Source organism: Maricaulis sp. (assembly GCF_017643475.1).
In the GTDB taxonomy this organism is placed as follows: Bacteria; Pseudomonadota; Alphaproteobacteria; order Caulobacterales; family Maricaulaceae; genus Maricaulis.
The window spans coordinates 1-26,848 of the sequence record NZ_JAEPNI010000006.1 but is presented as its reverse complement, the minus strand read 5'-3'; the positions used below and the strand labels follow the sequence as shown (position 1 = coordinate 26,848).

Annotated in this window: 29 protein-coding genes and 1 pseudogene; 8 read left to right on the top strand and 22 right to left on the bottom strand. The window is 60.6% G+C overall.

What is annotated here, in order from left to right; genetic code table 11:
- Window positions 1-108: 108 nt before the first annotated feature.
- From JJ889_RS15670 to phbB, 22 genes and pseudogenes are all read right to left on the bottom strand, one after another.
- Window positions 109-555, bottom strand: a complete 447-nt coding sequence (locus JJ889_RS15670; RefSeq protein WP_291896795.1) for a nucleotidyl transferase AbiEii/AbiGii toxin family protein — start codon at window positions 553-555, stop codon at window positions 109-111.
- Between the two features lie 207 nt (window positions 556-762).
- Window positions 763-915 (bottom strand): annotated as a pseudogene (locus JJ889_RS15665) (integrase core domain-containing protein); the annotation flags it as partial.
- Between the two features lie 310 nt (window positions 916-1,225).
- A complete protein-coding gene (locus JJ889_RS15660) occupies window positions 1,226-1,897 on the bottom strand; it encodes an isoprenylcysteine carboxylmethyltransferase family protein (protein ID WP_008892284.1) in 672 nt (223 codons plus the stop codon).
- On the bottom strand, window positions 1,894-2,136 hold the full coding sequence (locus JJ889_RS15655) for a DUF2933 domain-containing protein (RefSeq protein ID WP_008892283.1): 243 nt from the start codon (window positions 2,134-2,136) through the stop codon (window positions 1,894-1,896). The genes JJ889_RS15660 and JJ889_RS15655 overlap by 4 nt, the downstream gene beginning before the upstream one ends.
- 48 nt (window positions 2,137-2,184) lie before the next feature.
- Window positions 2,185-3,261 carry a beta-propeller fold lactonase family protein gene (locus tag JJ889_RS15650; RefSeq protein WP_008892282.1) on the bottom strand — a complete coding sequence of 359 codons (1,077 nt, stop codon included), beginning with the start codon at window positions 3,259-3,261 and terminating at the stop codon, window positions 2,185-2,187.
- A 51-nt stretch (window positions 3,262-3,312) separates the two neighbouring features.
- The gene (locus JJ889_RS15645; protein ID WP_081579331.1) at window positions 3,313-5,673 is read right to left on the bottom strand and encodes a heavy metal translocating P-type ATPase; all 2,361 of its coding nucleotides are present in this window, start codon (window positions 5,671-5,673) and stop codon (window positions 3,313-3,315) included.
- 79 nt (window positions 5,674-5,752) lie between these two features.
- Entirely contained in the window at window positions 5,753-5,830 is a 78-nt protein-coding gene (locus tag JJ889_RS15930) for an SHOCT domain-containing protein (RefSeq protein ID WP_366940140.1), read from the bottom strand.
- Window positions 5,831-5,875: 45 nt separating this feature from the next.
- Window positions 5,876-6,088 carry a hypothetical protein gene (locus JJ889_RS15640; protein ID WP_291896781.1) on the bottom strand — a complete coding sequence of 71 codons (213 nt, stop codon included), beginning with the start codon at window positions 6,086-6,088 and terminating at the stop codon, window positions 5,876-5,878.
- A gap of 438 nt (window positions 6,089-6,526) precedes the next feature.
- Window positions 6,527-6,742, bottom strand: a complete 216-nt coding sequence (locus JJ889_RS15635; RefSeq protein ID WP_008892279.1) for a YHS domain-containing protein — start codon at window positions 6,740-6,742, stop codon at window positions 6,527-6,529.
- A complete protein-coding gene (fabI, locus tag JJ889_RS15630; RefSeq protein ID WP_008892278.1) occupies window positions 6,742-7,524 on the bottom strand; it encodes an enoyl-ACP reductase FabI in 783 nt (260 codons plus the stop codon). Before fabI ends, JJ889_RS15635 begins: the two co-directional genes overlap by 1 nt.
- 112 nt (window positions 7,525-7,636) lie before the next feature.
- Window positions 7,637-9,355 carry an alpha/beta fold hydrolase gene (locus JJ889_RS15625; protein WP_366940139.1) on the bottom strand — a complete coding sequence of 573 codons (1,719 nt, stop codon included), beginning with the start codon at window positions 9,353-9,355 and terminating at the stop codon, window positions 7,637-7,639.
- A 69-nt stretch (window positions 9,356-9,424) separates the two neighbouring features.
- The gene (locus JJ889_RS15620) at window positions 9,425-10,435 is read right to left on the bottom strand and encodes a bifunctional enoyl-CoA hydratase/phosphate acetyltransferase (protein WP_008892276.1); all 1,011 of its coding nucleotides are present in this window, start codon (window positions 10,433-10,435) and stop codon (window positions 9,425-9,427) included.
- Window positions 10,428-11,645, bottom strand: a complete 1,218-nt coding sequence (locus JJ889_RS15615) for an acetate/propionate family kinase (RefSeq protein WP_008892275.1) — start codon at window positions 11,643-11,645, stop codon at window positions 10,428-10,430. The genes JJ889_RS15620 and JJ889_RS15615 overlap by 8 nt, the downstream gene beginning before the upstream one ends.
- A complete protein-coding gene (locus tag JJ889_RS15610; RefSeq protein WP_291896772.1) occupies window positions 11,635-13,458 on the bottom strand; it encodes a DUF3141 domain-containing protein in 1,824 nt (607 codons plus the stop codon). The genes JJ889_RS15615 and JJ889_RS15610 overlap by 11 nt, the downstream gene beginning before the upstream one ends.
- Complete coding sequence (locus tag JJ889_RS15605; RefSeq protein WP_199679526.1) at window positions 13,455-13,793, bottom strand: DUF5676 family membrane protein; 339 nt, start codon at window positions 13,791-13,793, stop codon at window positions 13,455-13,457. Before JJ889_RS15605 ends, JJ889_RS15610 begins: the two co-directional genes overlap by 4 nt.
- Window positions 13,786-14,145 (bottom strand): YHS domain-containing protein, encoded by a 360-nt coding sequence (locus JJ889_RS15600; RefSeq protein ID WP_008892272.1) that lies wholly within the window; start codon window positions 14,143-14,145, stop codon window positions 13,786-13,788. The genes JJ889_RS15605 and JJ889_RS15600 overlap by 8 nt, the downstream gene beginning before the upstream one ends.
- A 15-nt stretch (window positions 14,146-14,160) precedes the next feature.
- Window positions 14,161-14,607: a phasin family protein gene (locus JJ889_RS15595; RefSeq protein ID WP_008892271.1), complete on the bottom strand. Its 447-nt coding sequence runs from the start codon at window positions 14,605-14,607 to the stop codon at window positions 14,161-14,163.
- 116 nt (window positions 14,608-14,723) lie between these two features.
- Window positions 14,724-15,338: a sigma-70 family RNA polymerase sigma factor gene (locus JJ889_RS15590; protein ID WP_008892270.1), complete on the bottom strand. Its 615-nt coding sequence runs from the start codon at window positions 15,336-15,338 to the stop codon at window positions 14,724-14,726.
- 107 nt (window positions 15,339-15,445) lie between these two features.
- Entirely contained in the window at window positions 15,446-16,759 is a 1,314-nt protein-coding gene (locus JJ889_RS15585) for an APC family permease (RefSeq protein WP_008892269.1), read from the bottom strand.
- A 101-nt stretch (window positions 16,760-16,860) separates the two neighbouring features.
- Window positions 16,861-17,370: a potassium channel family protein gene (locus JJ889_RS15580; protein ID WP_008892268.1), complete on the bottom strand. Its 510-nt coding sequence runs from the start codon at window positions 17,368-17,370 to the stop codon at window positions 16,861-16,863.
- A gap of 157 nt (window positions 17,371-17,527) precedes the next feature.
- On the bottom strand, window positions 17,528-18,715 hold the full coding sequence (locus tag JJ889_RS15575; RefSeq protein WP_008892267.1) for an acetyl-CoA C-acetyltransferase: 1,188 nt from the start codon (window positions 18,713-18,715) through the stop codon (window positions 17,528-17,530).
- Window positions 18,716-18,766: 51 nt separating this feature from the next.
- Entirely contained in the window at window positions 18,767-19,489 is a 723-nt protein-coding gene (phbB, locus tag JJ889_RS15570; RefSeq protein WP_008892266.1) for an acetoacetyl-CoA reductase, read from the bottom strand.
- A 353-nt stretch (window positions 19,490-19,842) separates the two neighbouring features.
- On the opposite strand from phbB, the gene JJ889_RS15565 reads away from it, so the two are divergent.
- From JJ889_RS15565 to JJ889_RS15530, 8 genes are all read left to right on the top strand, one after another.
- A complete protein-coding gene (locus JJ889_RS15565; RefSeq protein ID WP_008892265.1) occupies window positions 19,843-20,304 on the top strand; it encodes a sigma-70 family RNA polymerase sigma factor in 462 nt (153 codons plus the stop codon).
- A 314-nt stretch (window positions 20,305-20,618) separates the two neighbouring features.
- The gene (locus JJ889_RS15560; RefSeq protein WP_008892264.1) at window positions 20,619-21,554 is read left to right on the top strand and encodes a cation diffusion facilitator family transporter; all 936 of its coding nucleotides are present in this window, start codon (window positions 20,619-20,621) and stop codon (window positions 21,552-21,554) included.
- Window positions 21,551-22,465, top strand: coding sequence for a DMT family transporter (locus JJ889_RS15555; protein WP_008892263.1), 915 nt, complete (start codon window positions 21,551-21,553; stop codon window positions 22,463-22,465). Before JJ889_RS15560 ends, JJ889_RS15555 begins: the two co-directional genes overlap by 4 nt.
- A gap of 117 nt (window positions 22,466-22,582) precedes the next feature.
- Complete coding sequence (locus tag JJ889_RS15550) at window positions 22,583-23,476, top strand: DMT family transporter (RefSeq protein WP_008892262.1); 894 nt, start codon at window positions 22,583-22,585, stop codon at window positions 23,474-23,476.
- Window positions 23,477-23,784: 308 nt separating this feature from the next.
- The gene (locus tag JJ889_RS15545; protein ID WP_291896742.1) at window positions 23,785-24,426 is read left to right on the top strand and encodes an RNA polymerase sigma factor; all 642 of its coding nucleotides are present in this window, start codon (window positions 23,785-23,787) and stop codon (window positions 24,424-24,426) included.
- 619 nt (window positions 24,427-25,045) lie between these two features.
- Window positions 25,046-25,576: a hypothetical protein gene (locus JJ889_RS15540; protein ID WP_140056102.1), complete on the top strand. Its 531-nt coding sequence runs from the start codon at window positions 25,046-25,048 to the stop codon at window positions 25,574-25,576.
- Window positions 25,577-25,652: 76 nt separating this feature from the next.
- Window positions 25,653-25,799, top strand: a complete 147-nt coding sequence (locus JJ889_RS15535) for a hypothetical protein (RefSeq protein ID WP_291896738.1) — start codon at window positions 25,653-25,655, stop codon at window positions 25,797-25,799.
- Entirely contained in the window at window positions 25,796-26,521 is a 726-nt protein-coding gene (locus tag JJ889_RS15530) for a TVP38/TMEM64 family protein (RefSeq protein ID WP_084399039.1), read from the top strand. Before JJ889_RS15535 ends, JJ889_RS15530 begins: the two co-directional genes overlap by 4 nt.
- Window positions 26,522-26,848: the final 327 nt, after the last annotated feature.

Here is a 26,848-nt window from a genome sequence, read left to right as displayed (position 1 = left end):
TGTCGTCCTCGACCGTATTGCAGATCATCCGGTCAACAAGATCGACGAACTCCTCCCCTGGAACATCGACCTCCAAGCCTGATCCCCTCACGAAAACTGAAAACATTCTTACGTCAAGGTAGCCGTGAAAAGACGCTTACGGCTGTTCAGCATGCCGAGCGAGACGATCGCCTCGTACTTTTCGGCGACTACCGTCTCCCGTGGATAGGCGCGGATGCGCGGGGCGGGAAGCGCGAGAAGCGACGGGGACTCGATCTCCTCGGCCTTCGGCGTCACGGCGTCGCCGAAACCGATGTCGACCTGAACCGATAGGCGGGCACTGGCGAGCTGTGCCTCGAGGCGCACGCGGGCGCCGGGGTGCCCTTCCTCGTCCCGCATCGGCTCGACCTGGACGGACTCGGTGATGAACTCAAGGCCGTCGTCTTCCTCCACGGGCGTATCGCAGAGCGCCCGGAAGGTCGTGGTCAGCGCCTCGATGTCCCGTTCGCCGAAGCCGAGAAGGTCGAGGTCGCGCGTGGCGCGATACGGTTCACCGGTCCAGAGGATGAAGAGCAGGGCGCCTTTCAGGATGAAGCGGTCCCAATGACCAGACGTCCCGAGGCGATAGAGAAGCCGTTCCAGGGCGTAGCGGATGAAGACGAGATCGACGTCCTCGCCGCGCTCGCGGGCGCGGTTGGTGAGGCGCTGGCGAACGGACGCCGAGAGGTGGCTCGGCTTGTCTGAACAGTTTCGGGGCTGTCGCTAAGTGGATGTCCGCCTAGGTTAGGCTGCGGCCGGGATTGGCTGCTGCGTCGTGAGATATGCCTGATCGGGGGCCTGCCCGCCAAGCGATGATTGGGGTCTCCGGCCGTTGTAGAACGCCAGGTACCGGCTGATCGAGGCGCGGGCCTCCGGTACGTTGGCATAGGCGCGCAGTTGGCGTCGAACGCCGCCTTGCCTGCTCTTGCGAGGGGCAGAGCCTCGGAACGGTGACGTCAGTCGTCGTGTCGCGCGACAATGGTGCGATGGCTTTCCATCCGACAAAGACAGCACCGGCAGCGACCACGGTGATGACAAAAATGGCGGCCGGACTTGAACGGCGCTGCAGGTCCGTGGCTGAGCGCTTATACTTCTTTTGGTTCATGTCTAATCTCTTCCGATGCGTTGGCATCCAGTCGAGAGTCGTGCGGGCGCCGTCGACAACCGGTCATTCCGACTGGTCTATGGAGCCGATAATGAATTCGGCTCATTGTCGGTCCCCCTCAACGGCCGGGCTGGTGAAAATGTCTTTGAGGCGGGGCATGAACCGGGGCACTCTCTCGGCGTAGCGTCGGTACACGTCACCCAATTCGGCTTCGACTTCCCGCTCTTCGCGCAGGGAAAGACGCCAGTACATGACAAGCAGAACGGGAAACATCGCCAGTGTGAGAATGGTCGGCCACTGGAACAGGAACCCAACCAGAATCAGGACGAAGCCGACATATTGAGGATGGCGAATGCGGGCGTAAGGCCCCGTGGTCGCGAGCGTTCCCGTCCGTTGTGCTTGGTAAAGGACGCGCCAAGCGGCGGAGAGCAGGATGAACCCGCCGCCGATAAAGCCGAAACTCAGAATGTGGAAGGGCCCGAGGTGCGGGTTTGCCTTCCAGCCAAACAGCATTTCCAGGAGATGGCCGGAATCATGGGCAAGCCAGTCGACGCTTGGGTAGTTGGTCTGCAACCAGCCCGATAGGAAATATATGGTGAGCGGGAAGCCGTACATCTCAGTGAAAAGCGCGACCAGAAAGGCGCTGAAAGCACCGAATGAGCGCCAGTCCCGGCCAGTCTTCGGCTTAAAGAAGCTAAAGGCGAACAGGATGAAGATCGCCGAGTTGACCACCACCAAGAACCAGAGGCCGTAGGCTGGAACTTCGTTGCTCATCTGTCGTCCTCCCGCGGTTCGTCGCGGTGCGATCCGTGATCGCCCCCGTGGCTGCCATGCATGAAGAAATGCATGCCCACGCAGAGTCCGAGAATGAGGAGGAGCGGCAGATAGCCCAGAATATGCGCGGCATGCTCTTCCCACAGGAAGTAACCCGCCACTGCCAGGAATCCGAGCAACACCATGCCCGAACGGGAGAAAATGAAGCTCCGAAAGCCGCTGGTTTCATGCTGCGCCATGTCGCGTCCCCTCTTCCGACCCTCGTCGTTTCCGAAATACGGTCGAGGTCATCCGCCCGCCCCCTGAACCATCTGATGGCCTTTGCCGCCGATCTGGATCTCTCCGCGAATCCTGAGATCCCGCTGATCGATCACCCAAATTTTCGGCTCGTCGGCGCTGGAGACGTAGAGCTTGCCCGTCCCGCGAATGACGGCGAGGTGGTACGGGGCGGGAGCCGAGGAAACACTGCGCTGGGCGCCGGTAGCGAGATCGATGGCAACCACCTTGTCGCCACCAAGGACCGCGATGAAGAGCGCGCCGCCGTCATCGGACAGGTCGATCCCGTGGAGGGCCGTTTCGAGGCGAATCGTCTTCACAACCGTCTGGTCGCCGACCTCAACGACGGAGACCGTGCCGTCGTCGACGTTGTTGACGTAGAGAGTGACGCCATCTCTGGACAGAACGATGTGTTCGGGGCTGCCGCCGACAACGGTATTCGACCGGACGATCCACCGTGCCGTGTCGATCTCGCTGACCGTGTCGTTGCCGGCGTTGCTGACGTAAAGACGGTCACCGCCAGGAGCGAAGGCCGCGTAATTGGGCAGGGGCCCGGTGGCGACCGTCGCGACCACCTCATAGGAGCCGAGGTCGATGGCACTGATTGATCCGGCGTTGGGATGGGTGACGACGGCGAACCGGCCATCGTCACTGACCGCGACGTGATGGACGGCGCCGGGTACGTCGATGCGCCGGACCACGGACCCGTCGACCGTTCGAACAACCGAGACCGTGCTGACTTCCGCGACGGCGTTCCTGGCATCGGGGGAGGCGGCACCATGGTGCGCGGCATGCTCGTCTTCGGAAACGCCCGCCGGCTTCGCGACAGCTTCGCCGTCTGATGCGCGCGTCTCGAAGCTTCCGGCAATCAAGAACTGTCCGTCGGGCGTTCCGGCGAGCCCATGAACCGCCGCCGGACCAGTCAACGTATCGACGATTTCGTCCGTCGCGGCATCGACAGCGACGATCTTGTTCTCCCCGCCGAGAGGCACATACACGAGCGGTTCAGCAAGAGCCGTCTGCGCTCCCAACGCCAAGGCCATCAGTCCTGTCCAGGCGGCGGCCCGGGAAAACGATATGACGTTCATAGCTTGTGGTTCCTTTCCATAAAGCGCATTGCCGCGCCGGGATGAGCCCTTCTAGATCTTCACCGAGCGCAGCCGGAGAGCGTTGCCGACTACCGATACGGACGACAGGCTCATCGCCGCGGCTGCGAATATCGGCGAGATCAAAATCCCGAAGAACGGGAACAGAACCCCTGCCGCCACCGGCACGCCTGCGGCGTTGTAGAACAGGGCGAAGAACAGGTTCTGCTTGATGTTGCGCATCGTCGCGCGCGAGAGCTTCCTGGCCCGGACGATGCCGTTGAGATCACCCTTGACCAAGGTGAAACCCGCGCTCTCGATCGCCACGTCGGCGCCGGTGCCCATGGCGATGCCGACATCGGCCTGGGCCAGTGCAGGCGCGTCGTTGACGCCATCGCCTGCCATCACGACCTTTCGGCCTTCGTCTTGCAGATCCTTGATGATGCGCGCCTTGTCTTCGGGCAACACGTCGGCACGGATCTCGTCGATCCCGAGTTTTCCAGCCACCGCCTTCGCGGTACGCTCGTTGTCGCCAGTCGCCATGACGATGCGGAAGCCTTGTTCGTGCAGCGCCTTCAGCGCGTCCGGCGTCGTCTCCTTGACCGGATCGGCAACCGACACGAGACCGGCGATTTCGGACCCGACGATGACGAACATCACCGTTTCGCCTTCGTCACGTCGAGCATTGGCGGTCTCGGAGAGCTTGCCGCCGTCGAGCCCCAGATCGGCGAGCAGCTTTGCGTTGCCGAGCGCCACTGATTTGCCGTCGACGACGCCTTTTACCCCTTTGCCGGTGACGGCTTCGAATTCATCCGCGTTAGCCAGCGCAACATCGCGTTCTTCGGCCCCGGTGACGATGGCTTCGGCGAGTGGGTGCTCCGAGCCCCGCTCCAGGCTTGCGGCCAAGCGCAGCACCTCGTCCTCCTCATGCCCGGGTTGCGGCAAGACCGCGACGAGCTTCGGCTTGCCGACGGTCAGCGTCCCCGTCTTGTCGACGATCAGCGTGTCGACCTTGGCGAAGCGTTCCAGCGCCTCGGCGTTCTTGATGAGCACGCCGGCTTGCGCGCCTCGGCCCGTCGCCGTCATGATCGACATCGGCGTTGCCAGGCCCAGCGCGCACGGACAGGCGATGATCAAAACGGCGACTGCCGAGACCAGTCCGTATGAGAGGGCCGGGGCAGGCCCCCAAAGAGACCATGCGATGAACGAGAGAATTGCAATGACGATCACGGCTGGTACGAACTTGCCCGCCACAGAGTCGGCAAGTTTCTGGATCGGGGCACGGCTGCGCTGCGCGTTCGCGACCATCTCGACGATCTGGCTCAGCATGGTGTCGGAGCCGACGCGTTCGGCTTCGATCACGAGACTGCCCGTGCCGTTGATTGTGGCGCCGGTGACCTTGTCGCCCTCGACTTTCTCGACCGGAACCGGTTCGCCAGAGATCATCGATTCATCGATCGACGAACGTCCCTCGACCACCACGCCGTCGACGGGGACCTTATCGCCCGGGCGGACGCGCAGCCGATCGCCGACCTTGACGTCCTCGAGCGGGATTTCTTCCTCGCTCCCGTCCTTGCGGATCACCCGGGCGGTCTTGGCGGCCATATCCAAAAGGGCGCGAATCGCCGAGCCCGTTCGCTCGCGCGCGCCAAGCTCCATCACCTGGCCGAGCAGCACCAGCACGACGATCACGGCGCCGGCTTCGAAATAAACCCCGACATGGCCCTCCGCATCGCGAAATCCGTCCGGGAAAATCTCCGGCACGAGCACGGCGACGACACTGAAGAGATAGGCCGCGCCGACGCCCATCCCGATGAGCGTGAACATGTTGAGACTGCGGTTGATCACCGACTTGACGCCACGCACGAAGAATGGCCAACCGGCCCAGAGAATGACCGGTGTCCCCAAAGCGAGTTCGATCCACAGCGTCGCACGCTCGCCGAAGATGTCGCGGACGAAACCGAGCCCAACAAAGGGGCCCATCGTCAGCACAAGAAGCGGAACCGTCAGCACGGCGCCGATCCAAAACCGGCGCTTGAAATCAACAAGCTCGGGATTCGGTCCGTCATCGGGGGCTGGAACCCCCATAGGCTCCAGCGCCATGCCGCAGATCGGACATTCTCCCGGTTCGTCCCGCACGATCTCGGGATGCATCGGGCAGGTATATTTCGTGCCCTTAGGCGCTGTTTCGGCCTTGTGCTCGCCGGCGAGATAATGCTCCGGGTCGGCCGCGAACTTGTCGTGGCACTTTTGAGAACAAAAGTGATAGGTCTCACCCTCGTACTCTTGGCTCGGCTTGTCCTGATCCAACTGCACCGTCATTCCGCAAACCGGATCTCTGGCCGTCATAGCCTTGACGGAACCTGTTGTACCGTCAGAGCGATGGCTGTGATCGTGATCATCGTGCTTATTCATTGGCTTGTTCCGGCTTTCCGGTTCGATTGACGATGGATGTGCGGTCTTCCGCGGCTCTGGCTTTTGTTGGAAGACGGTTTCAGTCGGAGAGCAGACGCTTTCGTTCTTCGAACTCTTCCTTGTCGATCTCGCCGCGGGCAAAGCGTTCGTGAAGGATGTCGAGGGGCCCGTTCGTTCGTGATTGCGATCGGGTTACCCGTCCTCAATCGCCACCCAGCCAGCGGACCGCGAGCACGATCGCGAGGATGATCCCGCCCCAGAAGACAATCATCATGACGGAGCCAAAAATCATGTGTCCCCAGCCCCAGCCATAGTGCCAATAGTCGGATCGATCGGCCGAGGTTTGCGCAAGTGCCGGCATCGAGACCACCGCGGTGGGCAGCGCCAGGGCCAAATTCGTCAATCGTCTTCTCATTTGACGCTCCTTTCGTGGTACATGGCCTGTCCAATCATCTCTTCGATGTGAAATGCGACTTCGGCGTACAAACCGTCACCGCTGTCGGTATTCGCGGAAACGTTCGCAGGATCTCTGTTCTCACATCTATAAGGACGACGAGAGACGCTCAGCGTTACAGTGACGGGGATTCACAGGCAGTGGCCGCCGGGCGGGCGGACTGAGGCGGCAGAGATCGTCTGAAGCCCTTTGGGAGCCTCGCCTGCCGTGCCTGAACAGGCGTAGAGCGAAGGCGGAACAGCGGCACTCGGCCCGAAATCGGCTGCCGATCTTCCATAGATCGGTCGTTCGAAACCCTACAAAATTGCGTCCCGGATACTCGTAAAGGTCCTCTGCAAGGGACGCATCGCTCACGCTTTTACGACGATCCGTTCTTCGTCTGACGTCACAGGTCTGCGGCTACGTATCCTTACCGGCCGATGGCTGCGAGAAATAGGCCAGTGAGGAGGAGTATCGTTCCGGCGCTGTAAGAAAGAGCTTGTGACAGCCCTCCGAGCAGAAAAAATACGCCCAGCCCTCACGCTCCTCGTGAGCGACGGCCTTTTCGGGCGTCAGGCGCATGCCGCATACCGGGTCGGTGACCACTACGTCTTTTTCGGGTTCGAAGCCGGCCATCAGTGAAACACCATCCCTTCGATGTGAAAGCCCGCGTCGACGTAGAGCGTTTCCCCGGTGATGGCGCTCGTATAATCGCTCGCCAGCATAAGCGCCGTACGTCCCACCTCGCAGGCGTCCACCGTGCGCCGCAGCGGTGCCTTGCGGACGGTCTCATTCAATAGTTCGTCGAAATGCTCGATGCCCGAGGCGGCGCGTGTCGCGACCGCCCCGGCCGAAATCGCGTTCACCCGGATCGCCTTGCCACCGTGTTCATGGGCCAGGTAGCGTACAGACGCTTCAAGGGCGGCTTTGACTGGCCCCATGACATTGTAATGATCGACCACTTTTTCTGCGCCGTAGTAGCTGAGCGTCGTCAAGCTGCCACCTTTGTCCATGAGCGGCTCGGCGAGCTTCGCCATACGGATGAAGGAGTGGCACGAGATAAGCATCGATTCAGCGAAGCCTTCTCCCGAACAATCGGTCAACCGGCCATGGAGATCTTCCTTACGGGCCCACCCGATCGCATGAAACAGAAAATCCAATCGGCCCCATTTCTGCTCGATCTCCCCGAAGACGGCCTCCAATTGTCCCGGCTCGGCGACATTGCAGGGCAGGAAAAGTTGCGCGTCCACCTGTTGCGAAAGCGGCTCAACAAAGGGCTTGGCCTTGTCGTTCAGATAGGTGATGGCAAGATCGGCGCCGGCGTTCCGAAAATGCTGGGCCGCCGACCAGGCCAAACTGTGTTCGTTGGCAATTCCCACCACCAACCCCTTCCGGCCTTTCATATCGATGAGTTCCATTTTTTGCGCTTGCTCCTTTCTCCGGCCAGGCGGGCCAGGCGCGATCCGTCTCGCCGCGCACGATATTATTCGGGACCAGACATAGCTGCGGACGACAGGGTCACAGCCTGGGTCAGGGCATCAGCACATAGGTGCCGGGCGCTTCGCCCAGCCGCCGATAGCCCTTGCGCGCCGCCCCCAGGCCAGGGGGCTTAACGGGTTCACCCGAATGGTTGCTAAGCCACCCTAGCCAACAGGGCCACCATGAACCCTCATGGTGGGTGGCCCGCGCCTGCCAGGTGTCAGGGTCCAGGTAGGCCGCGAGATCATCGTGGGTGGCGATCTGGTGACGACGCCGGGTGTTGCCAGGTGGGCTCACAATGCCGGCATTGTGGCCGCCATTGGATAGTACGAAGGTAACATCAGCATTGGTTTGGCTGTGGATCTTGTAAACCGACCGCCACGGCGCGACATGGTCCGAGAGCGTGCTGACCGCAAAAATCGGAATGCGGATGTCATGCAACGACACCGGGCGACCGTCGACGCAATAGCGTTCGTCCGCCAGATCATTATCGAGGAACAGCTGCCGGAGATATTCGGAGTGCATCCTGGCAGGCATGCGCGTGGCGTCAGCATTCCACGCCATCAGGTCGAACATCGGTCGGCGCTGTCCCATGAGATAATTCTGAACCATGGCCGACCAGATGAGGTCGTTGGAGCGAAGCAGCTGGAACGTGCCGGCCATCTGCTTGGTATCGAGACAGCCCTGCTCGGCCATGATGTCCTCAAGAAAGCTGACCTGGGCCTCGTCAATGAACAGCATCAATTCGCCGGCTTCCGTGAAGTCCGTCTGCGCGGCGAAGAGGGTCATGGTTGCCAGCCGGTCGTCGCCATCGCGGACCATGGCCGCCGCAGCAATCGATAAGAGCGTTCCACCGAGGCAGTAGCCGACGCCGTGGACGCGGCTTTCCGGCGCGATAGCTGACACCGCGTCGAGCGCGGCCATGACGCCCAGCCGGCGATAGTCCTCCATACCAAGGTCGCGATCTTCGACCGTCGGATTTTTCCAGGAGATCATGAAGACCGTGTGACCCTTCTCGACCAAGTATTTCACCAGCGAGTTCTCGGGGCTAAGGTCGAGGATATAGTATTTCATGATCCAGGCAGGCACGATCAGGATAGGCTCGGGATGAACCTTATCCGTCGCCGGCATGTATTGGATCAGTTCGATCAATTCGTTACGGAAAATCACTTGGCCCGGTGTAACCGCCAGGTTGTCGCCGACCGCAAACCGTTCCGTGCCGGCAGGTGGCCCCCCACGGACCGCGCGTTGCCAGTCCTCGAAGAAGTTCACCGCGCCGCGTACCAGATTTTGGCCCCCGGTATCGAGGGTCTCCTTCAGGACCTCGGGGTTGCTCGACGGAAAATTCGCAGGCGACATCATATCGAGCAACTGCCGGGCAACGAAGGAAACGACCTCTTCATGGTGCCTGGAGACGCCGGAGATGCCGGTTGTAGCGTTGTGCCACCATTGCTGGGTCAGGAGAAAACCCTGATAGATCGCGTTATATGGCCATGCCTGCCACGGATCACCGGCAAAGCGTTTGTCCTGCGGCAGGGGCTCGATGCAGGCCTCGCAATGAGGATCCGAGCAAGCCCGTGAACAGTATTCCAGATAGCGCGCCCATTTGCGGGCGGCCTTCCGAACTAGTTCTATTTGCTTGTCGGGCGACATGACGAGATGCTGCGCCCAGTCCGTATACGCTTGAGCAAGCGCCACGGGCGACACACCGGCGGTGATCTGCCCGAGTGTCGCGTGGAGAGGTTGATCCAGGGATAAACCCCTTCCCATCGGTTCGTTGCGAGGCGTTGCCAGCGCGGTTTGCTCCGTTCGTATTTTCGTTGGATGGTGCCCCATGGTTCACGCTCCCATCGGACAGCACGCGGCTTCAGGTTGAGCCGCGCAATGAATGGCCGATTCCGATTCTCCTTGTTGCAACTGCTGCGACCGAGGCAGCGCAGGTTGATGCATCAGGACGGCGAGCGCCAGCGCCGCCAACCGGGCGGCCGGCGGATCGGCGCGGGAGCTGAGCACCACCGGCGCGGCGAGGCCCATGACGACGCCCGCCGCCGTGGCGCCGGCCAGATATTCGAGATTCTTGGCCAAGATGTTGCCGGAAACGAGATCGGGGACCAGCAGGATATCGACATCTCCGGCGACCTCCGAGACGATGCCTTTCTCGCGGGCTGCGTCGGCTGAGATGGCGTTGTCAAAAGCCATCGGGCCATCGACGATCGCACCTGCAATCTGGCCCCGTTTGGCCATCAAAGCGAGACAGGCCGCGTCGAGGGTCGATGCAATGGCCGGATTGACCGTCTCGACCGCCGACAACACAGCTGCCTTCGGTGCTTCTATGCCAAGGAGCGTGAAAAGTGCGATGGCGTTCTCAAGAATCTGCGCTTTCGCGTTGAGGTCCGGCATGATGTTGATGGCCGCGTCCGTGATCGCGAGGAGCTTCGGATAGGCTGGAATGTCGACCATGAAGACGTGGCTGACGCGGCGACCTGGGAGTCTGAGGCCCTGGTCCGTGTCTAGCAGGGCCCGCATGAAGGCATCGGTGTGAATGTGACCTTTCATGACCGCGTCGGCATCGCCGTTTCGGACGAGATCGACACCGGCGCGGGCTGTCTCGGCGTCGCTCTTTGCGGATACGATCGCAGCCCGGTCGATCTCCACATTGGAGGAGGCTGCGCAGGCCAGAATCGCGTCGGGATCGCCGACGAGCCGGGGCTCGATCAGGCCAAGCGCCACGGCTTCCTGAACCGTTTCGAGGACAAGGCCTTGATCGGCGGCGACCACGGCGACGCGGATCGGCGTGCGCTCCTTCGCGCGTGCGACGAGATCTTCGAGAGTGGCGGGATGATCAACCATGGGCTCGCACATTCTCCTTTCCGGATGCCCTCAGAATGTTTTGAGTATGGCGCGCGATGGCCAACTCCTCGTCAGTCTTGAAGGCTTCGATGAGCACACCGCTGTCGTCGGTCGAGACAACGCGTTGTTGACCGGCGTTCCGCTCCGCATCAAGCGTGAGACCGAGATAATCGAGCCCCTCGCAGATGCTGGCGCGGATTTCGGGCGAGTTAGCGCCAATACCGCCGGTGAAAATCAACCGATCGAGACCGCCGAGCGCGGCCGTCAGGCCAGCCAGGTGCCGGCGTGCATGGTGGCTGAAGAAGTCGATCGCCTCCGCCGCCTCTGGAACGTCCCGCCGGGCCAGGAGATCGGCCATGTTGCGGCTCAAGCCGGACAGACCGAGCAGGCCCGATTCGGTGTAGAGCACCTGTTGAAGGGCGTCGGGAGTCATTTGCTTTTCGATCAGGAGATGCAGGAGAACGCCGGGATCGAGATCGCCGGGACGCGTCCCCATGGGAAGGCCGGCAAGTGTACTGAAGCCCATGGTGGTCTCGACGCTGTGTCCGTTCCTGATCGCCGCCATCGACGCGCCGTTGCCGAGATGGGCAACAATGATTCGTTCCTCCGCAGCTGCGTCGCCGTCACGCCGGCGTACCTCGCCGATGACATACTCATAAGACAGGCCGTGAAAACCGTAGCGCCGGATACCCTCTTGCTCGAAACGGCGCGGCAAGCCGGTCAAGCGCGCCACACGTGACAAGCCATGGTGAAACGCGGTGTCGAAGCAGGCGACCTGCGGGAGATCGGGCCGTTGTCGTCGGACCGCCGTGATGCCGGCCAGGTTATGGGGCAGATGGAGGGGCGCGAGCGGGACCAGTTGCTTCAGCCGGACCTCAAGCGCGGGCGTGACCACAAGCGAACAATCACAGCCCTCTCCGCCATGTACCAACCGGTGGCCAACGGCAACGGGTGTCGCTTGCGTGTCGCGATCCTCGGCCCAGTTCAGAAGCAGGTCGAGGGCCGCGTCATGGTCGGGAATTGCCCGCATTTCATCGACCAGTGCCGTCCCGTCCGCTGCCCTCACAAGGAAACGTCCTTCGTCGAAGCCAATGCGTTCCAGAGAACCCGACCAGGTTCGCTGGGGCTCGGCGGGAGCCGCGTCGAACAGCGCGAACTTGACGCTGGAGGATCCACTATTGATGACCAGGATCGCGCCATCAACGGCCATAGTTCTTCGCCTCGCCTTCATTCCCTACTGTTCCCGCCGCGGATGTCTCCTGGCCGTAAAGCTGCCCGAACGCCTGTTCGTAGCCGGCGTCGCGCCACTCGCGGACCTGCTCGATCGCCCCGGAAAATTCGGCGAAAAGCTCCCGTTCCCTTTCCAGCAAAGGATGATCCTCGGGCAGCGGTTTCCGCGTCTTGGCAATACCATCTGCCAGAGCCGCGACACCGCGCATCCATGGGTTGAACGACTCGGAAAACAAGTAACGGCTCGTTCGCATCGGATGCAGCCACTTCAACGACTCCGCGGTCCATGGATTGCTCGCCATCTGAACCCACGGACTGACGAAGCTCCGGTAGAACGCCTCGCCCGCCTCGGAAACAGCCCGCACTTGTTCGAATGCCTGGCTTTGCTCCGGAAACTTCAGATCCTCGACCCGCCGCTCGTCAAACCGCACGGTGAATTGCGGCTTGTGGCAGTCGGGGTCGCCGCTCGGGTTGTCGATCTTCATCTCGTAGAGGCCCGGAGCGAGGGCTTCGATCTCATCGAGGTTTTCGAGAATGGCGCGATGTTCAAGGCGGGCGACCTTGGCCGACACGAAGATGCCGAGATGGCCCACATGCGGATTGGTCAGATAGACGATCCGTTTACCCGCCTTCTTCAGATCGGCCGTATCCTCATATACGGTCGGAATCCAGCCCAGAGCCTGATGCGGCGGCGTGATGTTGTCTCCGTAGGAGGCAAAGATGACCAACGGATTGCGGATGCGGCGCAAATCGGCGATGCAGCCGTCGCAGATGCGCATGATGCCCTGTTCCAGCTTGTTGCCGATGAACAGGTTTTCGACGATCGCCAGTATTTCTTCGCGGCTGAGGAAATAGAACCCGTTCCACCAGCGCTCGAACTCGAGGAAGCGCTCGCTCTCGGTATCGACCTTGTGGAACAGACCGGCGTATTTCTCCCAAATAGCCTTTTCCGGCTTCAGGTTCTCGAAATTCAGGGCCAGCCACGCGCCATCGAAGCGGCCGTTGCCGAGATCGGCCGTCAAATGCGTGAGCCAGGCGCCGCCGAGCAGTCCTCCGGTCACCCGCATCGGATTGACGCCGGCCTCGCCTGACCAATAGGACAGCGGCGAGCCGTTCAGCACAGCAGGGCCGACCAGACCCTCACAGTCGGCCGAGAGCAGAGTCATCGCCCAACCGGCCTGACAGTTGCCGTAAAGGACAGGCGGCGTGCCGGAATGGCGTCCGGCGACCTCCTCCACGAAGCGCCTGAGTGCATGTAACACGTCGGCCAGTGTCTGGCCGGGCGATGGCTCCGGGAAAAAGATCACGAAATATGTTGGATGCCCCTCGTGGAGCGCCATGCCGACTTCGGAATCGTGCTTGAACCCGCCGATCCCCGGCCCGTGCCCGGCGCGCGGATCGACCACGATGACCGGCGGCTTGTCGGGATCGACGCAGTCGTCCCAGCAGTCATCGCCGACTTCCGTAATCCGCAGGAGCGCATAGTTCGCGGGAGGCTCGAAGCGCCGTGCGTCGAGGATCGTCTCGTATTTGAAGTCGAGCAACGGCGGCAAACCGGCGCGTTCATGCTCGAGCATATTGTCGGCGCGTTGTCTGAGCGTGTCCCAGAAAAGGATCGTCCGCTGCCAGAGGTCGACCTGGTAGTCGACGAGATCCTGGCCCGGCAGTCGAGCGTCCGAAGCATCCTCCACACGCTTCTGACGCCGGGCATCCGCCTGGCTTACCAGTTTAAGTGCGGGTGCCCGTTTGTCGCCGGCATCGGTCGTGGCTTTTTGCCTCTTTGCCGTCGTCATGGCCGGCCTCCCCGGCCACTGTGCGCGGCAAAGAAATTGTAAAGCGGCGCGAAGACCAGTGCCACATACCAGCCATAGGCGAAGCTCTCGGCCAGGCCGAGGAAAAAGCTCTGCCAGCTCAGCCAAGTGAAGCCAGGAAGGAGCCGGAACCAGCTTTGATACATCGCCTGGCCGGGAAACAAAAGGTCGAAGCCGACGCAAAGAGCGAAGGTGACGGCCAGGAAGAGGCCTAGGCTCAAGCCGAGCGCCATCACGGGTATTCTTGAAGCAGACTGAACCGGCAGGGGCGTCCCCGCGCGCGGCGGCGTCCTCGAAGAGATATTGAGATCAGACATGGCGGTCCTCCAACTGGGGCGTCGGCGTCTCGGTCTTGGCACCGGGTCCGACATATTGCTCGGGCGCAGCCTCAAAGCGCTCCCGGCATTCCCGCGAGCAAAAATAATAAACACTGCCGTCATGGACGCTCGGCTTGGCCTTGTCGGTACTGACGGTCTTGCCGCAGACGGGATCGACGTCCTTGGTTGGGGGAATCCACCGCAACTCCTCGGCATTCTTTTGCCGGCTGTGGTTCGCATCGCCGTGCTTGGCCTTGCCGTGCCCATGTCCCATGACATGGGCGCCGCAGCCGAAGCGCATCATCACGAAGATGATCACCGCCCAGATCAGGAAGTAGGAAAGCGCGTTCATGAACCCTGCCCGCGACTACTTTTTCGCTGCGCTTGTCTTCGAGGCTGCGGTGCCGTCGTTCTCCGACCGCTTCACGGCAGCGCTCTCGTCGTCCTGGCCCGCCGCCGCTCGGCTCGCCTCGTGCACCAGCCCGGCGCAGCATTTGGACGTGATCTCGGCAAGCTCCCCAACATGGCTGGCGAGCGCCCCGAAGAGATCGCGATAGGCCTCGGCTTGCCGTTCGAAAAGAGCCTTTGGATCCGAAGCGTTTTCGCCAGGCTCGAACGCCGCGCTCATCTGGCCGACGCGGGTTTCAAGGAATTCGGCCTGGCGCCTAGTGACCGCTTCCGTCGTGTCGAACATGAGATTCGTCATGCTCCGGAGCGCTTCAACATTACGCATTTGCAGGGCCGTGATGGCTTCGAGGTCGAGCCCCCGATACTGCAGAACTGCGGGATTGGTGGGTTTGGATGTGTTTGGCATGGTCGGCTCCTTCGGATGGTCCATCAGATTGAGAACGGGTGACCTGAAGCTGGTGCGCGACGGCGCGCCAATGTATTCGGGCCGTCGTTCAGATAGACGGTCCGGGGAGCAATTCGTTACAGTTCGGAGGGTCCTTCCCCGATCTCCGCACGAACATGGCCGGCGTAGTCGCACTCGCAATCGAGATAGCCATGAATTGGGCAGGTCCGACAGGTCTCTTCCAGCTGCTGCCGCAAGGCCTGGCGGGCCCGGTGCAGACGCACGCGAAAATTGCTCTCCGTGATGCCGAGCGTGCCAGCGATACTTTGGCGGGACTCGCCGATCAAGTCGGCGCGCCACAAGATTTCCGCATACTCCGACTTTAGGGTCGGAAGAAGTTTGTAAAGGCACACACAGACAAAGAGATCGAGATCGCTCTTGGCTTCGCCGGTCAAGAGCACTGACTCCAGATAGTGGTATTCCGCGTCCCTTTGACGCTTCTTGCCTTGGGCGCGGTAATAGTCGACTAACGTCGTCTCCAACACCCGGCGCATCCAGGCGCGCAGCTTTTCCGTGTCGCGAACATCGCCAACCCGGGCAAGCACCTTGACGTAGAAATCGTGCAGAACGTCGGCGGCCTCCTCTTCATTGCCGAGCCGCCGCGCGAGAAAGCGAAAGAAGTCCTGCTGAATTTCCACCATGACTGCATGGACAGCGTCTCGTGGTGAATCACTGTCTTGATCGTCAGTCATGTTCTCTCCCGGCCTCGTAGATATGGCGAGAGATCATTTTCACCTGTTGCGATATAAATCTCGAAAATAGCGTGATCGCCGGATGATGAGCGGGGCTTGGCAACTGCTCAGTGACCGCCATGTTTTTCCTCCGCGGTCCAGCGCGACAGAAAGACGCGCTCATAGGCGAACACTGCGGCGATGGCGGCGACCGCGATGACCACGATAAGCGGATCTGATTGCAGCTTTATGGCGCCAAAGACGCCGAGCACGAGCGCGTCGAGCGCGATAGCCATAATCAGTACCCAGCCGCTCGCGTCGATCTCGTGGCGCAGGCGGCGGAACACGCCCCAATGGATCAGGATATCCATCACCAGGTAGAAGAAGGCGCCGAGCGATGCGATGCGGCTGAGATCAAAAAGCACCGTCAGGACTCCCGCAATCACCACGGTGTAAACCAACGTGTGCTCGCGGATCGGACCGGACATGCCGAAATGACTGTGGGGGATCATCTTCATGTCGGTCAGCATCGCCAGCATGCGCGAGACGGCAAAGACACTGGCGAGCAGCCCCGAGGCGGTCGCGACAACAGCAAGCGCGATGGTGAAATAGAAACCGTAAGGACCGAGGGCCGGTTCGGCTGCCTCCGCGAGCGAATAGTCTTTCGCGGCGACGATCTCGTCGAGCGAGAGACTGGAACCGACCGCGAACGCGACCAGCAGATAGACCACCACGCAAATCGCGATTGAAATGATGATCGTGCGGCCGACATTGCGATGCGGATCGACGATCTCGGCGCCACTGTTGGTGATCGTCGTGAAGCCCTTGAATGCGAGGATCGAAAACGCGATCGACGCCGTGAAGCCGGCGATCGGGATGGATTGCGACGACCCTGACGCCGGCTCGAAGGTGAAGCCGCCGGCCACCAGCGCGGCAATGCCGAAGGCGGCGATGCCACCGATTTTCAGGAATGCCATGACGACTGAGAACAGGCCAACGGAGCGATTGCCCGATATGTTAACAAGATAGGCGAAGACGATCAGCCCGACGCCAAGCGCGGGCACGAGAATGCTGCCTGCCTCTAATTCGAATGGCCTGAGAACGTAGGCGCCGAAAGTCCGCGCGACGAGACTCTCGTTGATCACCATGGAGAGCGCCATCAGCAAAGCGGCGGCGGCCGCAATTGCCCCCGGCCCATAGGCCTTCTGCAAGATCATTGCGATTCCGCCAGCGGACGGGAAAGCATTCGACATCTTCACATAGGTATAGGCGCTGAATCCGGTAACGATCCCGCCGGCGATGAAGGAAAGCGGAAACCACGGGCCCGCAAGTTCTGCAATCTGACCGGTAAGCGCGAAGATTCCCGCTCCGATCATGACGCCGGTGCCCATCGAGACACCGCCGGTCAGAGTGATGCTGTTCGCCTGGTAATCAGATTTCATCAGATCCTCTCGCCCACTCTATAGAATATGGGCATTCCTATACTGCACATTGTCTCTGCCGTTCTGCCCACACCAGAAATATTCTATGAGCATTTGGAAGGCTAATTCATACTGTCCGTATTTTGAGGTGGCATCGGGGCCGACTTGAACCTCTTGTCCGCGTTGCCGCGAGTCGGCTCGGTGCAGGATCGCCACGGCCAAAGACGTGCCATCGCGATATATATGAAGGATCCCGACCAAGCGATCAGCAACAGGCCGTTCAAGGCCTCAACGCCGGTGATGAAGCGGAGGTGATCAGAAGGAAACACATCGCCGAGCCCGAGCGAGGTGTAGCTCACGATCGAAAAATAGAGGTAGTCGAGCGGCTCGGCGACGGCCAGGCCGCCGAAACCGCCGAGGGCGAGGACGCCATCACCAAGCGCATAGGCGACCGCATAAATCCCAATCTCGATGAGATGCGCTGCGGTCACCATAAGAACGATGACCAGGATACGCACACCAGCGGTCATCGCGATGCGCGCCATGCCACCGGACAGCCAACGCAGAACCGCATAATGAAATAAGAACGTCAATATGGCGAGTGACAGCGCCAGTATTGTCGCGACAAGCATTTTGGCCCCTATCCTTCGGCATTCTTGTTTTTAAGTATCTTTGTGGCCGCTTGAACGCGGAGAAAACGGCATGAAGCACTATGGTCACGCAGCGACGGTAGGTTTGAACGGCATCTTCAAGCTACCTGCCCGTCACCTGCGGATCCGACAGTCAGCATCAGGACGTCCGCTCCAAGGTGAGTGCGATGCCCTGCCCGCCGCCGATGCAGAGCGTCACCAAGCCCCGCTTGACCCCATTGCGCTCCATTGCATGCAGGAGTCGCGTCGTCAAAACGGCCCCCGTTGCGCCGATCGGATGACCGTGGGCAATAGCGCCGCCTTCGACGTTGACGATGTCTTGTTCGATTCCGATCTCACGCGCGAGCGCAACGGCAATGGCGGCAAAGGCCTCATTGATCTCGACGCGGTCGAGATCGCCAACGCTCCAGCCCGCCCGCTCCAGAGCCTGAAAGACGGCCGGTACCGGTCCGAGGCCGAACATGCCGGGATCGACCGCGCCCACACCGTAGGAAACCAACCTGGCCATGGGTTTAAGACCGTTCTTCTCCGCCCAAGTCGCCTCGGCGATTATCATCGCCGCCGCGCCGCTGTTGAGTCCCGGCGCATTGCCAGCCGTAATCGTACCCTCCTTGCGGAAGGCAGGCCTGAGCTTGCTCAGACTGTCGAGGGTCGTGTCGGGTCGGTTGTGTTCATCGGCGTCGAATGTGGTCGTCTCCTTACGAGTCTTGAGTTCTACCGGAGCGATCTCTTGCTTGAAATTGCCAGCAGCCTGCGCCTCGGAAAAGCGCCGCTGAGAGCGTTCGGCCCAGCGATCCTGATCTTCGCGCGTAATCTGAGCCTTCTTCACCAAGTCTTCCGTGTGCCAGCCGGAGTGCTCGCTGGAAAAGGCGTCGTTCAGGCCGTCACGGAGCATGCTGTCGTGCATCTGGGCATCACCCATGCGATAACCCCAGCGCCCGTTTTGAACGATGTAGGGGGCCTGGTCCATGTTCTCCATGCCGCCGGCGACCGCGCAGTCGATATGTCCGAGCATGATCTCCTGGGCCGCCGAGGCGATCGCCTGAGCCCCAGAGCCGCACACCCGATTGACGGTCATCGCTGGCACGCCAACCGGAATGTCAGCACCGATTGCCGCCTGGCGTGAAGGGTTCATTCTGGCGCCCGCCTGGATCACCTGTCCCATGACCACGGTTTGAACGAGCGAGGGATCGACGCCCGACCGCTCGATCGTCGCGCGGATCGCCGTTGCGCCGAGCTCGGTCGCCGGCAGATCTTTCAAGGATCCTCCATAGGTGCCGATCGCGGTGCGCACGGGGGTACAAAGCATAACCTGCTTGTGAGTCATCGGTGTGCTTTCCTTCTTGTCTCGCTTGAGTGGATTGGTTCCTGATTCCGCTCAGATCAGGTACTGGCCGCCATTGACGGTCAGTGTCGAACCCGTGATGAAACCCGCGTCGTCGCTCGCCAGAAACACCACGGCCCGGGCAATTTCCTCGGGTTGGCCGAGGCGGCCGACCGGGATCTGGGCGACGATGCTATCGAGAACCTTAGGGGGAACGTCGGCGACCATGTCGGTCTCGATATAGCCCGGGGCAATGGCGTTGACGGTGACGCCTTTGGCGGCGCTCTCGAGCGCTAGCGCCTTGGTGAATCCCAGAAGACCGGCTTTCGCCGCCGCATAGTTGGTCTGGCCCAGTTGGCCCTTCTGGCCATTAATCGAGCTGATGTTGATAATGCGGCCGTAACCGCGCTCCCGCATCGGGGAAATGACGGTGCGGCACATAGTGAAACAAGCGGTCAAATCGGTATCGATTACCGCGCGCCAGTGCTCTGACGTTAATTTATGGAGCATAGCGTCGCGGGTGATCCCCGCATTGTTCACGAGAATCTCGACCGGGCCATATGCGGTGGTGATTTTCGCGACGGCGGCGGCGCAGGCCTCGTCATCGGCCACATCCCATTTGAAAACAGGGATGCCCGTTGCCGCCTTGAAGTCTTCGGCCGCCAGATCGTTGCCGTGGTAGCTAGCGGCGACCGTATAGCCCGCATCGCGCAGGGTTCTGGCAATCGCGGAGCCGATTCCGCGCGTGCCGCCGGTCACCAATGCCGTTCGTCCCATGATTTCAACCCCCGTAAGAGATACCAGCCGCTCTGCAACGGCCGTTGTAGCCTTGTGCGAAAACTGCAGATTGCGTTGTGTCGCGTTGGGCAAGGTCTTTGATCACGTTCATTCCTCCTGACGGGCTCAATCCTTCGGGGTCCTCCATGTCTAGAAGACGATGCCCGGCTGGCTCCGTTACACAAGGAGCGCTGATCGCATAGTCGTTCGACGGGAAGGAAAGCTCCGACCCGCTCCGGTGGCCGTGAAGGATTTGTGTAACTTTCGGCGACCCATTCACGTCTTATGTGACGCCAATGAAAATCCGGGTGGGCACACCGTCCCGGTTTTGAGCAGCGGAGGAGCGAGGCCAAGTGATCGAGACGATGGAAGATGGAAACCGCGCCGCTTCAAAAGCCGGCCTGATTGATCCAGATAACGAACAGCTCGTTCATCCAGAAGGGTTTTTAACCCCAAGGTGCCAGCCATGCCGACGCCAGCGCGACAGCCTTGATGGTGGCGTTTTGGCGGCACACAAAGGCCGGAACGGAAATAGCGACGGGGAGGGAGATTCTGGGTGTCCACCGGACTCGGACGGCTCCGACGACACCGAGATGGAGGCAATTCTGCAGGAGTTTATCGAAACGCTTATGCGTCTCTTGGAACCCCGCTACGCCGAGGTGGTGTGGCGCGCGGAAATTCTGAATCATCCGCCCACCAGGATCGCCACAGATCTCGGTCTCAGCGAACAGATAGTCATCAGACGACTTCAGCTAGGCCGCCGGACCCTCCTACACCTCGTCATGTTGACGCTGGAACCCCCTCTTAAGGTTTGATGCCCAAACATTTTGACTGTTCCGTGCTGGGAAATAAAACGGCAATCAAGAATTTACTTGGAATCGACAGTAGCGACAGATAAATTGGCAATAACTCTCGAGTTTCTGCGAATTTACCCCTGTCCCGTCCAATCAAGGGATGAGATAGGGGCTGATCTCGAAGAGGGGAGTGACAGGTGGTCTGATGCGATGCAATGATCCTGGATCCTTTCACGCTGAAGCCGGTGGTAGCCGCGGGAGCGTCTGCCTCGCCGTGGCGCGAAATGAACGCAGAACTTTGTAGTCAAAGAGTACGTGAAGAGAGGATAGAATCAATGAGCCAAGCCCATAGCGGCCATGCCGGCCACATGCCGTCAAGCGGACGGGGAATGGTGATCTCGGCTTGGCTGACCGGCATCTATTTCGTAATCGAGATGGGCATCGGCCTCTGGACGGGCTCGATCGCGGTGATTTCCGACGCCTTCCACACCTTCTCGGCGGTGGGTGGCGTACTAGTCGCGATCGTCGCCGCCAAGCTTGCCCGCCGCCCCGCCGACGAGGATCGCAGTTTCGGCTGGTACCGCGCCGAGATTATCGGAGCGCTCGTCAATGGCGGCTTCCTTCTGGGCATGGCGCTCATCGTGATCGTAATGGGTGCGATGCGGCTGTCCGACCCGATCGAGCTGCCTACCGGGCCGATGCTTTGGGCCGCGGCGGGCGGGCTTTTCACCGAGTTTATTTCGCTCGGCTTGATCTGGAAGCAGAGCCAGAGCGACCTGAACGTGAAAGGCGCACTTTGGCATATCATTCAAACCTTCGTCGGCAGCCTGCTCATTATCGTGACGGCACTCGTGATTCAATTCACCGGGTTCCTGCTGATCGATCCGATCCTTGGTATGGGCTTCGGCTTCGTGCTGCTCTGGGCCAGCTGGGGCATTCTGCGCGACGCTGCTCACCTATTGATGGAAGGCACACCGGCCGACGTCGGCCTGTCCGATGTCACCGGCGCGCTGGAGCAGGTCGAAGGCGTTGCGAATGCCCACCACGTTCATGCCTGGGCTCTGACCAGCGGCCGTTACGTCTTCTCCGGTCATGTGCGCGTCGCCGACGAGACCGATCCCCAAGCGGTCCTGGCGGCAGCGCACGCCATGCTCAAAGAAAAATTCGGATTCTTCTTCGTCACCTTGCAGGTCGAGGACACCTGCCTTGATGAGTCCGGGGCTGAAGCCATCGACGTGACGCGCACGGCAGGGGGCCGCAGCCGGAAATGAAGATCGTTCTCCTGCTCCTGCTGATCACGCTGTCGGAGGCCACAATCGGCGTGTTCGTGAAGCTCACCGACGGACTGATCCCGATCCAGACGCTGAATTTCTACGCTCTGAGCTTCGCGGCCGCCTTTCTGATGGCGGTCATGCCGCTGGCGACCGGCCGGCCCTTGCGCTTTCCGAAAGGCAACCTGAAAGACACCGCGATCATCGGCGTGCTGATCGCCACGCAGATCAGCGTTTTCAACTACGCCATGACGCTGGTGCCCATCGCCAATGCGGTGATCTTCTGGAGCGTCGCGCCCTTCTTCGTGTTCATCTTCTCGGCGCTGTTTCTCGGTGAAAAGGCACGCAAGAGCTACATCCTGATCTTCGCCGTCGCGCTGACCGGTATCGTCCTCGCCAAGCCGCTTGAGGGCGGCCACATGATCGGCAACCTCGTCGCACTCGGCGACGGCGCGATCTACGCCGCCATGGTCACCTACATGCGCTACGAAGGAAAGACCGAGGCCGGCAACGACATCGCCTGGTCGATGCTCGCGGGGGCGCTGATCCTGTCGCCAGCGCTCATCCTCGCCGGCCCCGGCACGCCCGCCGCGACCATCTCCTATGCCGCACTCGGGATGGACCTGCCGGTGATGCTCTGGGCAGCGGGGCTGGGCATCGTCTCGACCGGCTTCGCCTATTTCGGCATCTCCATCGTCCTCAAGACGCTCAACGCCAATGTCTATGCGCTCGTCGATATCATCGTCTCGCCGGTCGTGGCGTCAACGCTGGGCTACCTTATCTTCGCCGAAATCCCGGCGCAGGGCATGATCTATGGTGGCGCATTGCTGCTCGGGGCCGGTTTCTGGTTGACCCGCGAGATGTCGCGCGGCGCGGAAAACCGGGCCGTTCATCCCTGCCAGTGTGCGTGAACCGAACGGATCAACTCGTGTGAATCCAATCAGCAACGACACGAGACTTGGCAGACAAACGCCAGTAGGTCGTGATGGTGGTGTCGCGGGACGGATAGACGATGGGATGAAAGTCGAGTGACCGTTGGAATCATCGCGCAAATCATTCTGGTCATGTTGCTTTGGGCTGCCTGCTTCCCGCTGATAACCGTCGGCATTGAATTTGCCCCTCACCTGACATTCGCCACGCTGCGCGCGTTCCTGGCAGGCGCAGCGTTGATCATCGTCGCGCTTGCATTGCGGCAGCCCCTGCCCAAAAGTCGTCGAATCTGGACAATGTTGGCCATCGTTGGCGCAGGTGCCACCAGCCTGGGCTTCTTGGGGATGTTCCATGCCGCGGAATTCGTTTCCCCGGGCATCGCCACTGTAATCGCCAACACCCAACCGCTGTTGGCGGCGGGCCTGGCGGGTATCATCCTCAAAGAACAGTTGACCGCGCTGGGCAAAGCAGGCCTTGCCTTGGGCTTTATGGGGATACTCGTCATCACTTCGCCCCAGATACTCACCGGCGGGCAAGAAAATTACATTCTAGGAGTAGCCTATATTGTCCTGGCTGCACTCGGCGTCACGGTGAGCAACGTTGTAATTAAACGAATTGCCGGAAACGTCGACGCCCTTATGGCAATGGGCCTCCAGTTGCTCATCGGCAGTGTTCCGCTCGCTATTGTCGCCTGGGCCACGGAGGAGCCAACAACGATCCGATGGTCGTTGCCATTTGTAGGCGCGCTCCTTGTTCTCAGTCTGTTCGGGTCGGCGTTAGTATACTGGCTATGGTTCTCCGTGCTGGAGAAAGCGCCTCTCAACCGCGCGAACGCGTTAAGCTTCCTGATCCCGATTTTCGGCCTTGCAATGGGCGCTTTGTTTTACGGTGAGACCCTTGGCTGGATGCAGATCGTCGGCATTGTCCTTGCGATTCTTGGGGTCGTGTTGGTGACGCGCAGAGGGACTAAGCCGGCCAGAATGGCCGGATAAGGGCAACCGTGTTGGTTTGCTGCTGCCCGGCCTAGGTTCGCGCCCGGCGTCCACCACAGATTTCTCTCGACTTACCTTCGACCACGGCGGTTGCCCTTACTGAACTACTGTACCGTTACTCTTTATGGCTTTGATTTAGATCAATGCCGTTGCTCTCGATTCTCGTATTATGAGCCCGAAACTCGACCCCTATGGTGGGTTTTAGCGCAAGGCTAGCGTGGGGTGTTTTTGTGCGTTGACCTAAGGCGCTCAGCCCGAAGATGTTTCCAGATCGCCCGATCTTGCCAACTCGGGCCGAGGTTTTGAGCATGACTGTAGCAACACATAAGACGATTGAAACCGACCCACTTTCCGATGAGCTCGACAACACGTCACGGCCGATGACCCCGGAAATAGAAATGGCACTCACCGACTATTATCACGAATTTCGTCGCTATCTCGTGCGCCGGGTCGGCGATTCGGTCACTGCGGAGGATGTGCTTCAAACTTTCTGCGTGCGAGTCATCAACAGCGGGACAGTACTTAGGAATAGCGAAAGTGTGGTCGCCTGGTTGTATACGGTGTTGCGCTCGGTGCTGACCGATCATTACCGCAGTGAGGCTGCACGGCGGCGCCGAAAAGACAGCTACATGCAAGACCAGATGGTATTGGCCGACGGCCAGGTAGATCTAGCGAACGAGAAAGGCGTTTGCAGCTGTCTTCGAAAGCTTGTGCCGGGGTTGCGCCCGGACTATGCAGAGATTCTTGAACGGATCGATCTGTCGGATGAACCGCGTGAACGAGCCGCAGCTGATCTTGGGATCACACCATCGAATGCGAGAGTGCGCCTGCATCGGGCGCGCCAAGCACTGCGTGTTTCTCTAGCAGCGTTCTGCACCGATTGCTCCGAAGGTAGATTTGACGACTGCACTTGTGAATCAATGCGCGACGGCAAGAGCTGTAGCTTGTAACTATCACAAAGTTCTACAACTGCCCTTCTATCGGCGGGCTGAACCGCGCCGGGTTTGCCGAAGGCTTTAACTCTCAAGAGGATGGAGCGATGAAAGAGAACCCTTGCCGACATACTCAAGCTGAAGTGCGCGCGAGGTGGTGAGTCCAAACGATCTCGAAGCCTTCTCGACCGAGACCGACGCGGAATTCGGCGACGGGATATGCAACTTTCTCCCCACAGCCTCCTTGTCCACGCTCAGGCTAGAATGCGCCGACTTGATGTCGCGCGTAGAGCTGTTGGGAGATTCGCGGAATTGTGCGGCAGCGCCTCGGCGCCGACTTGAAGAATGTCGCTGTGAGGCTGCATCACGACCAAGCAAGCACTGGAAAAGCAGCAGCAGGGGGTTTGTTTGTGCCTGATCTGCCCGATCCATGGTTTCCTCGACTGCCGCTGTGAAGAGACGGATTGTGCACGGGGCCGGCAGGTGGGCTGAAGCTGTAACGGCGGGCAAGTCGTTCCGTCTGTAAGTCCAGATGGTTGTGCCTTCGGGTCACCATAGCGATCCGATGTCCGACGCTGCACCGGTTGCGCCCCCTCCACCCCTACAGCGTCTTTCATCCCAACCAAGGAGACCGGAGATGACAGATTCACGGCCGATGATACCTTCCAGCACGATGCGTTTGCCGGGTTTGAAAGCTCTCGCCATAGCCGCGGGCCTCACCGTCCTCACCGCGGCAGGTGCATTGGCGGCCCAGCATGGAGCAAAGCCACAGCAAGGCCAATCCCAGCAGATGCAGCAGCAGATGCAAGGCGGGCCGTCCTTCGAGCGCATGCAGGAGATGATGCAGCAGGCCCGCGAGACAACAGACCCCGCCGAGCGCCGTCAGCTCACGCGCCAGCACATGCAGATGATGGTCGAGAAGATGCAGGCGATGCACGGCATGATGGGGAACATGCCCATGCAGGGCCAGATGGGCGGCCGGATGTCGGGCGATCAGGGATCCGGCAGTCAGGGCATGGGCATGTCCGGGGACATGTCGGGCGATATGTCCGAACGGATGCAGCAGATGATGGGGCGCATGCAAGAACAGCAGGGCATGATGCAGCAGATGATGCAACAGATGCTCGAACAGCAGCGCATGATGATGGAGATGGACGAAGACCGCTAACGTCTGGAAGGCGGCTGCCGCATCCTGAATGCGGAAGCCGCCCCCAAGGAGAGAAAGGGACGGTTCTGTGATGCTGATGCAGTTCGACTTCGTCTGTAACGGTCCCTTCGGCCAGGACACGGTCGAGGCGATGGACGGGCTGGCGCCCGCCATCGAAAACCTCAACGCCAAGCTGTTCGACGTGCACCGTCCCCTGAGCGAAATCACCAAAGGACCAATGTGAACGAAGGGCAGGACACACGACCCAATCCACCCTGGCCCCGCATCATCGCCGGTCTGGCGGTGTTGGCCGTCTTCCTCGCGACCGTCCTTGTGTTATGGCGCATCGGCATACTGGACCGCCTGCGCGACGGCGCAGCGCTTGAGCAGGCTGTGATGCAATTCGGCCCGCTCGGTCCCTTTTTGATCATCGGCCTGATGACCGTCGCCATTGTCATGAGCCCGATTCCAAGCGCGCCGATCGCGCTCGCCTCCGGCGCGGCCTACGGCCATTACTGGGGCGCGTTCTACGTTGCCATTGGCTCCGAGATCGGCGCCCTAACCGCTTTTGGCGTCGCGCGCCTCATCGGATACGACGCACTCAAGGCATGGCTCGGCACGCGGCTGTCGACGGGTGTCCTGCACCGCTTCATCACGTCCCAGAACGCCCTCATGGCGGTTGTGTTCGCGACACGGCTCATGCCGTTCCTGTCCTTCGACGTCATCAGCTACGCCGCCGGTCTGACGCCGCTCAGGACTTGGCGCTTTGCCCTTGCTACCCTGTTCGGTATCATCCCGGCGAGCTTCCTGCTCGCGCATTTCGGAGATGAGCTCGCCTCCGGTGACTGGCGGCGTGCCGGGTTAACGGTGCTCGCCCTTGGGCTCATAACCCTGCTTCCTCTCGCCTGGAAGACTGCTCCGGCGCGCTACCGACTAGCTCTGAAGCGCTTATTAAAGCTTGGATAAGCGAGGAACCCCGCGTCGTAATAGCAGTTCTGGCGGTATGTCAGCGTGAATCCCAACGTGACTTGCTTGTGCAACCTCCCCAAGCCGCATTGGTCGGCCCGATTCTACAGAACACAACCTTGCCATGCGTAGGCGACATCAACACCTATGGCGCCATCGCGCCATGAGCAAAAGTTCCAGAAATATCGTAAGCGTCTTTTCACGGCTACCTTGACGTAAGAATGTTTTCAGTTTTCGTGAGGGGATCAGGCTTGGAGGTCGATGTTCCAGGGGAGGAGTTCGTCGATCTTGTTGACCGGATGATCTGCAATACGGTCGAGGACGACA